This window comes from Streptacidiphilus fuscans, assembly GCF_015690355.1.
GTDB lineage: Bacteria > Actinomycetota > Actinomycetes > Streptomycetales > Streptomycetaceae > Streptacidiphilus > Streptacidiphilus fuscans.
Map to the genome: position 1 here is coordinate 153,961 of NZ_JADPRT010000011.1, position 13,543 is coordinate 167,503.

General features: G+C 70.3%; 13 protein-coding genes. 4 read left to right on the forward strand and 9 right to left on the reverse strand.

The annotated features are described in order from the left end of the window. The first annotated feature begins 286 nt into the window (after window positions 1–286). Window positions 287–934 carry an NAD(P)-dependent oxidoreductase gene (locus I2501_RS25115; protein ID WP_196196461.1) on the forward strand — a complete coding sequence of 216 codons (648 nt, stop codon included), beginning with the start codon at window positions 287–289 and terminating at the stop codon, window positions 932–934. A gap of 40 nt (window positions 935–974) precedes the next feature. After that, window positions 975–1,463: a MarR family winged helix-turn-helix transcriptional regulator gene (locus tag I2501_RS25120; RefSeq protein ID WP_196196462.1), complete on the forward strand. Its 489-nt coding sequence runs from the start codon at window positions 975–977 to the stop codon at window positions 1,461–1,463. 41 nt (window positions 1,464–1,504) lie between these two features. Here the strand turns inward: I2501_RS25120 and I2501_RS25125 are convergent, their stop codons facing one another. After that, the gene (locus tag I2501_RS25125; RefSeq protein ID WP_236047156.1) at window positions 1,505–2,272 is read right to left on the reverse strand and encodes a TetR/AcrR family transcriptional regulator; all 768 of its coding nucleotides are present in this window, start codon (window positions 2,270–2,272) and stop codon (window positions 1,505–1,507) included. Between the two features lie 126 nt (window positions 2,273–2,398). Between I2501_RS25125 and I2501_RS25130 the strand changes: the two genes are divergently transcribed. Both I2501_RS25130 and I2501_RS25135 read left to right on the forward strand, forming a co-directional pair. After that, window positions 2,399–3,400 carry an ATP-binding cassette domain-containing protein gene (locus tag I2501_RS25130; RefSeq protein ID WP_196196463.1) on the forward strand — a complete coding sequence of 334 codons (1,002 nt, stop codon included), beginning with the start codon at window positions 2,399–2,401 and terminating at the stop codon, window positions 3,398–3,400. Next, window positions 3,397–4,227, forward strand: a complete 831-nt coding sequence (locus tag I2501_RS25135; protein ID WP_196196464.1) for an ABC transporter permease — start codon at window positions 3,397–3,399, stop codon at window positions 4,225–4,227. The genes I2501_RS25130 and I2501_RS25135 overlap by 4 nt, the downstream gene beginning before the upstream one ends. 59 nt (window positions 4,228–4,286) lie before the next feature. On the opposite strand, the gene I2501_RS25140 is transcribed toward I2501_RS25135, so the two are convergent. The 8 genes from I2501_RS25140 to ccrA form a co-directional block, all read right to left on the reverse strand. Further along, window positions 4,287–5,012 carry a leucine-rich repeat domain-containing protein gene (locus I2501_RS25140; RefSeq protein ID WP_328806608.1) on the reverse strand — a complete coding sequence of 242 codons (726 nt, stop codon included), beginning with the start codon at window positions 5,010–5,012 and terminating at the stop codon, window positions 4,287–4,289. 89 nt (window positions 5,013–5,101) lie between these two features. Continuing rightward, entirely contained in the window at window positions 5,102–5,914 is an 813-nt protein-coding gene (gene pssA / locus I2501_RS25145; protein WP_196196603.1) for a CDP-diacylglycerol--serine O-phosphatidyltransferase, read from the reverse strand. A gap of 133 nt (window positions 5,915–6,047) precedes the next feature. Continuing rightward, the gene (locus I2501_RS25150) at window positions 6,048–6,710 is read right to left on the reverse strand and encodes a phosphatidylserine decarboxylase (protein ID WP_196196465.1); all 663 of its coding nucleotides are present in this window, start codon (window positions 6,708–6,710) and stop codon (window positions 6,048–6,050) included. Window positions 6,711–7,075: 365 nt separating this feature from the next. Then, window positions 7,076–8,284 (reverse strand): acyl-CoA dehydrogenase family protein, encoded by a 1,209-nt coding sequence (locus I2501_RS25155; protein ID WP_196196466.1) that lies wholly within the window; start codon window positions 8,282–8,284, stop codon window positions 7,076–7,078. Window positions 8,285–8,377: 93 nt separating this feature from the next. Continuing rightward, window positions 8,378–8,881, reverse strand: a complete 504-nt coding sequence (locus I2501_RS25160; RefSeq protein WP_196196467.1) for a MaoC family dehydratase — start codon at window positions 8,879–8,881, stop codon at window positions 8,378–8,380. A gap of 5 nt (window positions 8,882–8,886) precedes the next feature. Further along, a complete protein-coding gene (locus tag I2501_RS25165; protein ID WP_196196468.1) occupies window positions 8,887–9,849 on the reverse strand; it encodes an HpcH/HpaI aldolase/citrate lyase family protein in 963 nt (320 codons plus the stop codon). Further along, on the reverse strand, window positions 9,846–11,900 hold the full coding sequence (locus I2501_RS25170) for a protein meaA (RefSeq protein WP_196196469.1): 2,055 nt from the start codon (window positions 11,898–11,900) through the stop codon (window positions 9,846–9,848). Before I2501_RS25170 ends, I2501_RS25165 begins: the two co-directional genes overlap by 4 nt. 31 nt (window positions 11,901–11,931) lie before the next feature. Next, window positions 11,932–13,269 carry a crotonyl-CoA carboxylase/reductase gene (gene ccrA, locus I2501_RS25175; protein WP_196196470.1) on the reverse strand — a complete coding sequence of 446 codons (1,338 nt, stop codon included), beginning with the start codon at window positions 13,267–13,269 and terminating at the stop codon, window positions 11,932–11,934. Between the last annotated feature and the right edge of the window lie 274 nt (window positions 13,270–13,543).

A 13,543-nucleotide genomic window follows, 5' to 3' on the forward strand; every position in this document is an offset into this window, starting at 1 on the left:
TGCGGACAGGCCAAGGACTTCCGTGCCCGGCTCTGGACCCCACGCAAGCGCGAACCAACGGCGAAAACGCCACGCCGCGGACGGGCCTGTGCCACGCTCGCCCCTCGCGCAGTTCCCCGCGCCCCTGTTGTGGCTGGCCGCCTGCCTTGGCTCCCCGCGCCCCTGTTCCGTTTGCAACGTCCCTCTTCTCAAAGTTCTCCGTCTCCGGCGAAATAATCCCTGACTGCTCAGATGTTTCCATGGACGGAAGCGCGGAACCCCGCGCCCCGGACAGGGAAGAGGCATCATGGCCAAGATCGCCGTCATCGGAGCCAAGGGCACCATCGGTACCCGCATCGTCACCGAGGCGCTGCGCCGCGGGCACCAGGTGACCGCCGTCGTGCGGGACCCCGCGAGCTACTCCGCGCCCGCAGGCGTGGAGGTCGTCGCCGGGGATGTGCTGGACCCCGCGTCGGTGGCGAAGGTTGCCGCCGGGCAGGACGTGCTCGTCAGCGCCGTCGGGGGTGGGGACGGGCCGGGGCATCTGGCCACCATCGAGCCCGCCGCGCGCTCCCTCGTCGAGGGCCTGCGCAGCCTCGGCGCGGCAGCCCCGCGCCTGCTCGCGGTCGGCGGCGCCGGCAGCCTGGAGACCGCGCCCGGCGTGAAGGTCTGGGACGCCCCGGGCCTGCCGGACTGGCTGCTGCAGATCATGCACGCCCACGGCGACGCGCAGGCGTACTACAACGGCGTCGACGACGTCGTGTGGACCGTGCTGAGCCCCGCCGGGACGATCGAGCCGGGCGAGCGCAGCGGCGCGTACCGGACGGGTCTGGAGCAGCTCGTGGTGGACGGCGACGGCACGTCCTACATCACCTGCGAGGACTACGCCGTCGCGCTGCTCGACGAGATCGAGAAGCCGGCCCACCTCGGTCGCCGCTTCACGGTCGCCCGCTGACGGTAACGTGTGGAAGATCCCCTGGGGAAGGAGCCGCGCGATGACCGCGATCAGCATAGGAACCGCCGCCGAGGCCGTCGCCGACGAGCGCGTGCAGGCGTTCGGTGTGCTGCTGACGGCGACCGCGCGGCTGGAGCGCCTGCTGGGCGCGGCGATGGAGCGGGAGAGCGGCATCTCGCACCCGATGTTCGAGGTGCTGCTCCGGCTCGCCGCCGCGCCCGACGGCGCGACGATGGGGGATCTCTCCCGCGACGCCGTGCTGACTAGCGGCGGGGCCACCCGGCTTGTCGACCGGATGGTCGAGGCCGGCCTGGTCCGCCGTGAGCGCTCCCGCGCGGACCGCCGGATCCAGGTGGTCACCATCACCGAGCTCGGCGCGGAGAAGCTCGCCGACGCCGCCCAGCGGCACGCGGAGGCGATAGACGAGCACGTCTTCCAGGTGCTCAGCCCCGCCCAACTCGCCGCCACCGTCTCCGGCTTGGACGAACTCGGCCGCCACGCGCTCGACGCGCTGCCGCCGCTCGGCTAGCCACCGTGCTGCCTCACGCCTCACGCCGCAGGCCTCACGCGTCACGCGGCAGGCCGCGGCGGAGGCGGGCCCAGCATGGTCGAGAGCAGGCGGTCCAGGGAGTTGGCGAACATCGCGTCCGGCTCCAGGGGCGCGGTGCCCGCGCTGTCGGCCAGGGTCGCGGCGAGGTGGGGGTACTGGCCGGTGGCCACCTGGGCGGTGAGGTAGGCGACCAACTCGGCCTGCCACTGGGCGGACTGACCGCCGGTCACATTGTGCTCCCACTCGGCGAACTGGCAGACGTGGCCGTTGAGCAGCGCGAAGAACTCCATCCTGGTCCCGCCGGGGAGCGCCGAGGCCACGGGTGACGTCGCGAGTGCCGCGAGGAAGAAGTCGGTGCAGCGCAGCGCGTTGGGGCCCATCGAGGGGCGGGTCAGGCAGAGCCCGGCCAGCCACGGATGCCGTCGCATCGCGGCCAACTCCTCGTGGGCCAGCAGGCGCAGGTCCGCCCACGGGTCGCCGCCGGGCGCGTCCGGGAGGGCGAACTCCCCGGTGGCCGCGTCGAGCATCAGGTCGAAGAGGTGTTCCTTCTTCGGCACGTAGTTGTAGAGCGACATCGTGCCTGCACCCAGTGCCGCCGCCACCTTGCGCATGGAGACCGCGTCCAGCCCTTCCGCGTCGGCGAGTTCGATCGCCGCCGCGGCGATCGCGGCGCGGCTGTGCGCGGGCTCCGGGCCGCGTCCGGTGCGCTCCGGGCGCAGCCAGATCATCCCGGGCACGGCCTTGGCATCCGGCTTGGCATCGGCCTTGGGTTCTGCCGCAGGTGGCATCAGTGGATCACCTTTCCTCCGTCCGCAGTTTAGCGATCCCGATTTCTCTCTACGTACATCGTACGTAGTTGTAGTACGGTGAGCGCAGCGCGCTTCTACGTACGGTGTACTTAGAGAGGGGTTCGCATGAGCCTGCCCGCCGTCGAAGTGACGGACCTGCACAAGCGTTTCGGCACGACCCAGGCCCTGGACGGCCTGGAGCTGAGCGTTCCGCCCGGAACCGTCTGCGGCCTGCTCGGGCCGAACGGGGCCGGCAAGACCACCGCGGTCCGGGTGCTGGCCACCCTCGCCGCGCCCGACTCGGGACACGCGCGCGTCGTCGGCTACGACGTGGTCCGCCAGGCGGACGAGGTGCGGAGCCGGATCGGCTTCGCCGGTCAGCACGCGGCCGTCGAGGAGGGGCTGACCGGCCGCGACAACCTGCACCTGGTCGGCCGCCTGCACCACCTCGGCGCACGCGGCGCCCGGCAGCGCGCCGAGGAACTGCTGGACCGGTTCGACCTCGCCGAGGCGGCCGACCGCCTCGTCCGCACCTACTCCGGCGGCATGCGGCGACGGCTCGACCTGATCGCGTCGCTGGTGATCCGCCCGTCCGTGCTCTTCCTCGACGAGCCGACCACCGGGCTCGACCCGCGCAGTCGCAACGACATCTGGGCCATCGTCAGGGAGCTGGTCGACGACGGCACCACCGTGCTGCTGACCACGCAGTACCTGGACGAGGCCGACCAGCTCGCCGACGACGTCGTGGTCGTCGACCGCGGCCGGGTCATCGCCTCGGGCACCCCTGAGCAGCTCAAGTCCTCCATCGGCACCCGCGTCGAGGTCACCCTGGCCGACCCCGGCCAACTGACCGACGCGGCCCGGGTGGTGGCGGCCCTGGCGGGCGGGGAGCCCGCGCTGGACCTCGACACCCGCAGCGTCAGCGCGGTCAGCGAGCCCGGCCGCCGGATCCTGCTGCCGCAGCTGGTCCGCGAGTTGGACGCGGCGGGTGTCGCCGCTCAGGACGTCGCGCTCGGCCACCCCTCGCTCGACGACGCCTTCCTCGCCCTCACCGGCAGCCGCCGGACCGCTGCACCCGCCGCTGACACACCCGACGCCGACGCCTCCAAGGAGACGGTGACCACATGACCGCCCTCGCCCCCGCCGCGCCGCTCTCCTCCCGCTCCGGAGGCCACCCACTGGCCGACGCGCGGACCCTGACGCTGCGTGTCCTTCTCTACTACCGCCGCTCGCCGGGCCTGATCGCGGCCTCGCTGCTGGCGCCGCTCGCGATGCTGCTGGTCTTCGGCTACATCTTCGGCAGCGCCATCTCGCTGCCCGGCGGCGGCAAGTACCGCGACTACCTGATGCCGGGCATGTTCATCCTGGTCGCGGTCAACGGCATCATGCCCGCCATGAACGGCGCCGCGCGCGACGTCGGGCGCGGCGTCACCGACCGGCTGCGGTCCATGCCGATCTCGCGTTCCGCCGCGCTGCTCGGCCAGACGCTGGCCGACGTGGTGGTGAGCAGCGTCGTGCTGACCATGATGGTCGGCGTCGGGCTGGCCCTCGGCTGGCGGGCCCACAACGGCATCGGCGACGCCCTGGGCGCGATGGGGCTGCTGCTGCTCTTCCGGTTCACCACCAACTGGATCGGCATCTACCTGGGCCTGCTGGTCGGCCGCGAGGACATGGCGAGCCAGCTGTCGGTGCTGGTGTTCCCGCTCAGCATGGTCACCAACGTCTTCGTCACCACCGGCGGCATGCCGGGCTGGCTGCGCTTCCTCGCCGACTGGAACCCGATCAGCGCGGTCGCGGCGGCGGCCCGCCGGCTCTTCGGCAACGCCGTCCCGCTGCAACCGGGCGACCCGTGGCCGCTCCGGCACCCGATCCCGGCCACGCTGGCCTGGGCGGCCGTGCTGCTGGCGGTGTTCTTCCCGCTGGCGGTGCGGAAGTTCAACAGCCACGGCCGATGACCAGGCGGTCCGCACAGGCGGTCAGCACAGGAAGTCGGCACAGGAGTCGACACAGCCAGTCAGCACAGCACGAAGCAGCCCTTGGCCTCCAGGGCGGCCATGAGTCGGGCGTCGGGTTCGACGGGGTTCCAGCGCAGGTCCAGCCTCTCCAGCGCGGGAAGGTCGGCGATCCAGTCCGGCAGCGCGGCGATCCGGTTCGACCGCAGGTCGAGCTGGCGCAGCCGGGGGAGCCCGGCCAGCGCCTCGGGCACGTCGGTGAGGGCGTTGTCGCGCAGCTCCAGCTGCCGCAGCTCGCCCAGGCCGCCGAACGACGCCGGAAGGCCCGTCAGGGCGTTGCCGCGCAGCCACAGTTCCCGAAGCCTGCCGAGCCCGCCCAGCGCCGCGGGCAGGGCGCTCAGCCCGCACCGCTGGGCCCGCAGCTCGACCAGCGCGGTCAGGCCGCCCAGCGCGTCGGGGAGGGCCGCAAGCGGGTTCTCGCCGACGTTGAGGTAGCGCAGCGCGGTGAGACGTCCCAGCGTCTCCGGCAGCGCGGTCAACCGGTTGTCGTGCAGGTAGAGGCAGTCGCGCAGCCCGGTCAGCTCGCCCAGCTCGTCGGGCAGCGCCGTCAGCCGGTTGTGCCCGAGGTCCAGCATCCGCAGCCGCCGCAGCCCGCCGATCCGCGGGGAGAGCTCCGTCAGGTCGTTGTCGGCCAGGACGAGCACCGCCAGGTCGGTCTCCGCCCAGACCGTCTCCGGCACCGTGCCCAGCCGCTGCTGCCACAGGTTCAGCGTGGTCGTCTCTGACACGTAGCCCTCCCGGGGGTGGTGGAAAACGCAGAGGTGCCCGGCCGCCGAGCGGCCGGACACCTCTGCGTCGAAACTGCGTGACGCCGACCTCAGTGCGTCGCGCTGCGGGCCTCCGCGCGCTTGGCGCGGACGTCGCCGACCTTGCGGCGGATGACCATCATCGGGGCCATCAGGGCGAGGGCGACCTGCAGCGAGGCGCCGATCTGCAGCAGCGTGCCGCCGCCCGGCAGGCCGGTGGCCCAGGCGGCGAGGCAGCCCATCGCGACCGCGATCCAGCAGAGCGTGGCCGTGGCCAGCTTGCCCTGCGGCTTGGGGTACTCGACCTGGCTGACCATCAGCGCCGCGACCGCGACGATCCCGATCGCGCCGAGCACGAACGGCGGGTTCAGCAGCACGATCGAGATGACCGTCAGCGCGCCCATCGGCGACGGCATGCCCTGGAAGACCCCGGGCCGCGCCTCCGTGCAGGAGAACCGGGCCAGCCGCAGCACCACGGCCAGCAGCACCACGATGGCGATGCCCGCGCCGATCCGCTGGTGCGCGCCGCCCGCGGTCATGCCCCAGACGACCACGAAGTAGGCCGGGGCGATGCCGAAGCTGATCAGGTCGGCCAGGTTGTCCAACTCCGCGCCCAGCGCGGAGCTGCGCAGCTTGCGCGCCACCAGGCCGTCGAACAGGTCGCACATCGAGCCGATCAGCAGCAGCGTCACCGCCGTCGCCGCGCTGCGCCGGTCGCCGCTGGTGGCGACGCCGGTCAGGTGCGGGATCAGCACGCCGGTGGTGGTGCAGTAGATCGCGAGGAAGCCGCAGACCGCGTTCCCCAGCGTGAACAGGTCAGCCGTGGAGAGGTGTTGCGGCGAGAACTCGCGCCGCAGCAGCTCGCGGTCGCGCGCCCAGCGCAGCCGCCGGACGGCGCGCTCGTGCTCGGTCTCGCCGTCGTTCAGGTCCTCGTCCAACTCGTCGTCCAGCAACTCGTCGTCCAGATCATCCAACGCGCCCAGCCCGTCGTCGTCGTGGTCCGCGTAGGCCTCGGGTTCAGTCACGGTCAAGACGGGTCACCCCTGCTGTCGTGCGCTGCCCCACCTCGACACCGGGCTCGACTCCGGCGGGCAGGTAGGTGTCGACGCGGGAGCCGAAGCGGATCAGCCCGACCCGCTCGCCCTGCTCGACCTTGGTACCACTCGTGACGTACGGGACGATGCGACGGGCGACCGCGCCCGCGATCTGCACCATCTCGATGTCGCCCATTTCGGTGTCGAAGTGCCAGACGACCCGCTCGTTGCGGTCGCTGTCCTTGTTGAACGCCGGGACGTAGCCGCCGGGCACGTGCTCGACCGAACGCACCACGCCGGGCAGTGGCGCACGGTTGACGTGCACGTTGAGCGGGCTCATGAAGATCGCCACGCGCGTCCGACCGTCCGGCCAGGCGTCGATGCTCTGCACCACGCCGTCCGCGGGCGAGATGACCCGGCCCTCGCCGATCTCGCGCTCGGGGTCGCGGAAGAACCAGAGCATCCCCGCGCTGAGCGCGGTGGCCGGCACCGCCGCCAGCGCCCATCTGCCGTTGCGCCGGGTGAGGGCGGAGCACGCGGCAGCGGTCAGCACGGTGGGTACCAGCCAGGGTGACGCGCCACGGGCCAGCGTCACGCGCGGACGGGCCGGGCTCGCGTCGGTCGGTTGGGACGGACGAAGGGGCATCGAAGACCTTTGTGGCGACCGAAAGGGTCGCAGCAGTCGAGGGGTTCGGGGACGACAGTGCCGTGTGCGACATTGCCGTTGACGACAGGTGCCGGTAGCCGACAGTTATCTATCCGAAGGGATGCTATCGGCAGAGCGTGGTGCCGTAGCAAGCTCCGGGAGCCCGGGTGGGCTGTTCCCGCGTGTCTCTCTGTCTCTCCCGCCAAGGTAAGCCGCCGGAGCAGGGCTGGCCAAGGGCTGTGGGCGAACGGTGACGAAACCCTCAGGCTGGGATTCGGCCAGGATTCGGCTGGAACGCGCACAGGAACAGGGGCGTGAACCAAGGATTCACGCCCCTGTGTGTCGGGTGCTGTCGCCCGCGTCGGCTACTCGGCGAGCCGGTACTCCTCCAGCAGACGACGACCCACGATCATCTTCTGGATCTCCGCAGTTCCTTCACCGATCAGCAGCATCGGGGCCTCGCGGTAGAGGCGCTCGATCTCGTACTCCTTGGAGAAGCCGTAGCCGCCGTGGATCCGGAAGGAGTCCTCGACGACCTCCTTGCAGTACTCGGAGGACAGGTACTTGGCCATGCCGGCCTCGAGGTCGTTGCGCTGGCCGGAGTCCTTCTTGCGCGCGGCCATCACCATCATCTGGTGCGCGGCCTCGACCTTGGTGGCCATCTCGGCCAGCTTGAACTGGATCGCCTGGTGCTCGGCGATCTTCTTGCCGAAGGTCTGCCGCTGCTGCGCGTAGCGGATGCCCAGCTCGAAGGCGCGCTGCGCGACACCGCAGCCACGGGCCGCGACGTTGACGCGGCCGACCTCGACGCCGTCCATCATCTGGTAGAAGCCGCGGCCGGGGACGCCGCCCAGGATCCGGTCGGCGGGCAGCTTGACGTCCTCAAGCACCAGCTCGGTGGTGTCGACGCCCTTGTAGCCCATCTTCTCGATCTTGCCCGGGACGGTGAGGCCGGGGACCGTCTCGTTCGGGCCGAAGCCCGGGGTCTTCTCGATCAGGAAGGTGGTCAGGTTCTTGTACGGCGAGTCGTGGCCCTCGTCCGTCTTGACCAGGCAGGCGATCACGGACGAGGTGCCGCCGTTGGTCAGCCACATCTTCTGGCCGTTGAGGACGTAGAACTCGCCGCCCTCGTCCTTGACCGCCTTGGTCGAGATGGCGGCCACGTCGGAGCCGAGGCCGGGCTCGGACATCGAGAAGGCGCCGCGGATCTCGCCGGTGGCCATCCGGGGCAGGAAGTAGTCCTTCTGCTCCTGGGTGCCGTGGGCGTTGATCATGTAGGCGACGATGAAGTGGGTGTTGATGATGCCCGACACCGACATCCAGCCGCGGGCGATCTCCTCCACGGTCAGGGCGTAGGTGAGCAGCGACTCGCCGAGGCCGCCGTACTCCTCCGGGATCATCAGGCCGAAGATCCCCATCTCCTTGAGGCCCTCGACGATCTCGGAGGGGTACTCGTCGCGGTGCTCCAGCTCCGTGGCGACCGGAATGATCTCCTTGTCGACGAAGTTGCGGACCGTCGCGAGGATCTCCTGCTGGATCTCGTTGAGACCTTCGGTCTGGGCGAGGCGTCCCATGGGTCGTGTCCTTCTCTTCTGTCCGGGCGCTCCACGGGCGTGGCATACACCATGGAGCGCCCGAGCACTGTGGGGGAGAGCGGTCTGAAGGTCTTACGGCTGCTCGCGCAGCTCGGGGCGTCCGGGCTGGTCGCCGCCGCGCTCCTCGAGGTACTTCTCGGTGGGGACCATGACCTTGCGGCGGAACACGCAGACCAGCGTCCCGTCCTGGTTGTAGCCCTTGGTCTCGACGTGGACGATGCCGCGGTCGGGCTTCGAGGTCATCCTCTTGTCGAGGACCTCGGTCTGGCCGTAGATCGTGTCGCCGTGGAACGTCGGTGCGACGTGCTTGAGCGACTCGATCTCCAGGTTGGCCAGGGCCTTGCCGGAGACGTCTTCCACACTCATGCCGAGCAGCAGCGAGTAGATGTAGTTGCCGACCACGACGTTCTTGCCCTGCACGGTGGTGGTCGCGTAGTTCGCGTCCATGTGCAGCGGGTGGTGGTTCATGGTGAGCAGGCAGAAGAGGTGGTCGTCGTACTCGGTGACCGTCTTGCCGGGCCAGTGCTTGTAGATGGCACCGACCTCGAACTCCTCGTAGGTGCGTCCGAACTGCATCTAGATCACTGCTCCGGGATCTCGAACTTGGTGGTGCGCTGCATGCCGGCGGCGCGGCCCTTGCCGGAGATGACCAGGGCCATCTTGCGGCTGGCCTCGTCGATCATCTCGTCGCCGAGCATCGCGGAGCCCTTCTTGCCGCCCGCCTCGGAGGTGCACCAGTCGTACGCGTCCAGGATCAGCTCGGCGTGGTCGTAGTCCTCCTGGGAGGGGGAGTAGACCTCGTTGGCCGCGTCGACCTGGCCGGGGTGCAGCACCCACTTGCCGTCGAAGCCCAGCGCGGCGCTGCGCCCTGCGACCTCGCGGTAGCCGTCGACGTTCTTGATCTGCAGGTACGGGCCGTCGATGGCCTGCAGGTCGTTGGCGCGGGCGGCCATCAGGATGCGCATCAGGATGTAGTGGTACGCGTCCGCCGGGTAGCCGGGCGGCTGCTCGCCGACGACCAGGGACTTCATGTTGATGGAGGCCATGAAGTCGGCCGGGCCGAAGATGATGGTCTCCAGACGCGGGCTCGCCTCGGCGATCGCGTCGACGTTGATCAGGCCCTTGGCGTTCTCGATCTGCGCCTCGATGCCGATCCTGCCGACCTCGAAGCCCATGGTCTTCTCGATCTGCGTCAGCAGCAGGTCCAGCGCCACGATCTGCTGGGCGTCCTGGACCTTGGGCAGCATGATGCAGTCCAGGTTCTGGCCGGCGCCCTCGACGACGGTGACGACGTCACGGTAGGTCCAGTGCGTGGTCCAGTCGTTCACCCGGACCACGCGGGTCTTGCCGGTCCAGTCGCCCTTGTTGAGGAAGTCGACGATGGTGTGGCGGGCGCCCTCCTTGGCCAGCGGCGCGCAGGCGTCCTCCAGGTCGAGGAAGACCTGGTCGGCCGGGAGGCCCTGGGCCTTCTCCAGGAAGCGCGGGTTCGAGCCCGGGACGGCGAGGCAGGAGCGGCGCGGACGCAGCCGGTTGACGTTCGTCATGAGGTGAGGGTCTCTTCCTTCAAGTCCGAGGTCGGAGCGGTCTGGGCGAAGATCGGGTCGAGGCCGTGGGCCCGACGGATCTCGTCGACGATACGGCCGATGATCGTGGTGATCCCGAAGTCTTTCGGAGTGAACACCGCCGCCACGCCCTGGGCAAGCAGCGCCTGCTCGTCGGCGGCCGGGATGATCCCGCCGACCACCACGGGCACGTCGGTGACGCCGGCGCGGGCAAGGCGGCGCAGCACGTCGGGGACGAGCTCGGCGTGCGCGCCGGAGAGGATCGACAGGCCGACGCAGTGGACGTCCTCGGCGACGGCCGCGGCGGTGATCTGCTCCGGCGTCAGCCGGATGCCCTGGTAGACCACCTCGAACCCGGCGTCGCGGGCCCGGACGGCGATCTGCTCGGCGCCGTTGGAGTGGCCGTCCAGACCGGGCTTGCCGACCAGCAGCCGCAGCTTGCCGCTGCCCAGCTCCTCGGCGGTGCGGGCCACGGCCTGACGGACGGTCAGAAGCTCGCTGCCGGAGTCCGGGTCGATCGCGCCGGTGATCGGCGCACCGCCGACGCCGGTGGGCGCGCGGTACTCGCCGAAGACGTCGCGCAGCGCCTGCGCCCACTCGCCGGTGGTGACGCCGGCCCGGACGCACGCCAGGGTGGCGGTCATCAGGTTGGCGTCGGTGGCGGCCTGGGCCTTGAGCTCGGTCAGCGCCGCCTGCGCGGCGGCCTCGTCGCGGCCCGCGATCCAGCCCGCGAAGGCCTCGGCCACGGAACGCTCGGCGTCGCCGTCCACGACCATGATCGCGGTGTCCAGGTCGGCGGTCAGCGGGCTGGGCTCGGTGGTCTCGTAGCAGTTGACCCCGACGACCTTGTCCTCGCCCGACTCGATCCGGGCGCGGCGCTCGGCGTGCGAGGCGACGAGCGCGGCCTTGAGGTAGCCGGACTCGACCGCGGCGACGGCCCCGCCCATCTCCTGCACCTTGGCGATCTCCGCCTCGGCGCCCTCGACCAGCTCCGCCACCTTGCCCTCGACGACGACGCTGCCGGTGAACAGGTCCTCGTACTCCAGCAGGTCCGACTCGAAGGCCAGCACCTGCTGGATCCGCAGCGACCACTGCTGGTCCCAGGGCCGGGGCAGACCCAGCGCCTCGTTCCAGGCGGGCAGCTGCACGGCGCGCGCGCGGGCGTCCTTGGAGAGCGTGACGGCGAGCATCTCCAGCACGATGCGCTGGACGTTGTTCTCCGGCTGCGCCTCGGTCAGGCCGAGCGAGTTGACCTGGACGCCGTAGCGGAACCGGCGCTGCTTGGGGTCGGTGACGCCGTAGCGTTCCAGCGTCACCTTCTCCCACAGCTGCGAGAAGGCGCGCAGCTTGCACATCTCCTCGACGAAGCGGACGCCCGCGTTGACGAAGAAGGAGATCCGGGCGACGACCTCACCCATCTGCTCCGGCTTGACCTGGCCGCTGTCACGGACCGCGTCGAGCACCGCGATCGCCGTGCACATCGCGAACGCCAGCTCCTGCACCGGCGTGGCCCCGGCCTCCTGCAGGTGGTAGCTGCAGATGTTGATCGGGTTCCACTTGGGGATGTTGGCGACCGTGTAGGCGATCATGTCGGTGGTCAGCCGGATCGACGGACCGGGCGGGAAGACGTGCGTCCCGCGCGACAGGTACTCCTTGACGATGTCGTTCTGCGTCGTCCCGGTCAGCTTGGCGATGTCCGCGCCCTGCTCCTCGGCGACCACCTGGTACATCGCCAGCAGCCACATGGCCGTGGCGTTGATGGTCATCGAGGTGTTGGTGCGCTCCAGCGGGATGCCCTCGAAGAGGGTCCGCATGTCGCCCAGGTGGCTGACCGGCACCCCGACCCGGCCGACCTCGCCGCGGGCGAGGACGTGGTCGGGGTTGTAGCCGGTCTGCGTCGGCAGGTCGAAGGCGACGGACAGGCCCGTCTGACCCTTCGCCAGGTTCTTCCGGTACAGCTCGTTCGACGCGGCCGCGGAGGAGTGCCCCGCGTAGGTCCGCATCAGCCAGGGCCGGTCCCGATGAGTCGTCATGTCGCCTACTCAGCCTCTGCCTTGGTCGCTGTTACTCGCCGCGGAACCGGTTGATCGCGTCGATGTGCTTGGCGCGCAGCTCGTGGTCCGTGACGCCGAGGCCCTCCTCGGGCGCCAGGCAGAGCACGCCGACCTTGCCCTGGTGCTTGTTCTGGTGCACGTCCAGCGAGGCCTGGCCGGTCTCGGCCAGGGTGTACGTCTTCGACAGCGTCGGGTGGATCTTGCCCTTGGCGATCAGGCGGTTGGCCTCCCACGCCTCGCGGTAGTTGGCGAAGTGCGAGCCGACGATGCGCTTGAGCGACATCCACAGGTAGCGGTTGTCGTACTGGTGCATGTAGCCGGAGGTCGAGGCGCAGGTGACCACGGTGCCGCCCTTGCGGGTCACGTACACCGAGGCGCCGAAGGTCTCGCGGCCCGGGTGCTCGAAGACGATGTCGACGTCCTCACCGCCCGTCAGCTCGCGGATCTTGCCGCCGAAGCGCTTCCACTCGCGCGGGTCCTGGTTGTGCTCGTCCTTCCAGAACTTGTAGCCCTCGGCGCTGCGGTCGATGATCGCCTCGGCGCCCATCGCCTCGCAGATCTTCGCCTTGGCCTCGCTGGAGACCACGCAGATCGGGTTGGCGCCGCCGGCCAGCGCGTACTGGGTGGCGTAGGAGCCGAGGCCGCCGCTGGCGCCCCAGATCAGCACGTTGTCGCCCTGCTTCATGCCGGCGCCGTTGCGGGAGACCAGCTGGCGGTAGGCGGTCGAGTTGACCAGGCCGGGGGACGCCGCCTCCTCCCAGGTGAGGTGCTTCGGCTTCGGCATCAGCTGGTTCGACTTGACCAGCGCGATCTCGGCGAGGCCGCCGTAGTTGGTCTCGAAGCCCCAGATGCGCTGCTCAGGGTCCAGCATCGTGTCGTTGTGGCCGTCGGCGCTCTCCAGCTCGACGCTGAGACAGTGGGCGACCACCTGGTCGCCGGGCTTCCAGGCGTGCACGCCCGGCCCGGTGCGCAGCACGACACCGGCCAGGTCGGAACCCAGGACGTGGAACGGCTGGTCGTGGCGGGCGGCTTCGGGGCTGAGGCGGCCATAGCGCTCCAGGAAGGAGAAGGTGGAGACCGGCTCGAAGATCGAGCTCCACACGGTGTTGTAGTTGACCGCGCTGGCCATGACCGCGACCAGCGCCTCGCCCGGGCCGAGCTCGGGAAGGGTGATCTCGTCCAGGTGCAGGGACTTGCGCGGGTCCTTGTCGCGGCTCTCCTGGCCCGCGAACATCTCCTGCTCGTCCTTGTGGAGCGTGATCGCGCGGTACGACTCGGGGAGCTTCAGCGCTGCGTATTCGGCGGCGCTCGTCTCCTCGTTGAGGATCGCGTCGAGGATTTCCTTCATGGCTGGCCTCCGGCGGCGTACCTGCGAGGGGATGCAGGGTGCGTCTGGGGAACGGGGTCTGGGTGGTGCGTGGAGGTCGCCGGGAGCGGACACCGGCTGGTCCAGGGGCGGGCTTCAGTCGCTGAGCTGAGGTGGTCGGCAGTTCAGTTGGAGCTGGCTGTCGTGAGTCGTGCTTCGAGCTTGCGGCCTGCGCAGGGGTGGCGCGCGGGCGGTGGTCACAGCGCGCCGGGTGGGGAGCCGCGGCGCCGCGACCAGTGGGTAACAACGTACTGGC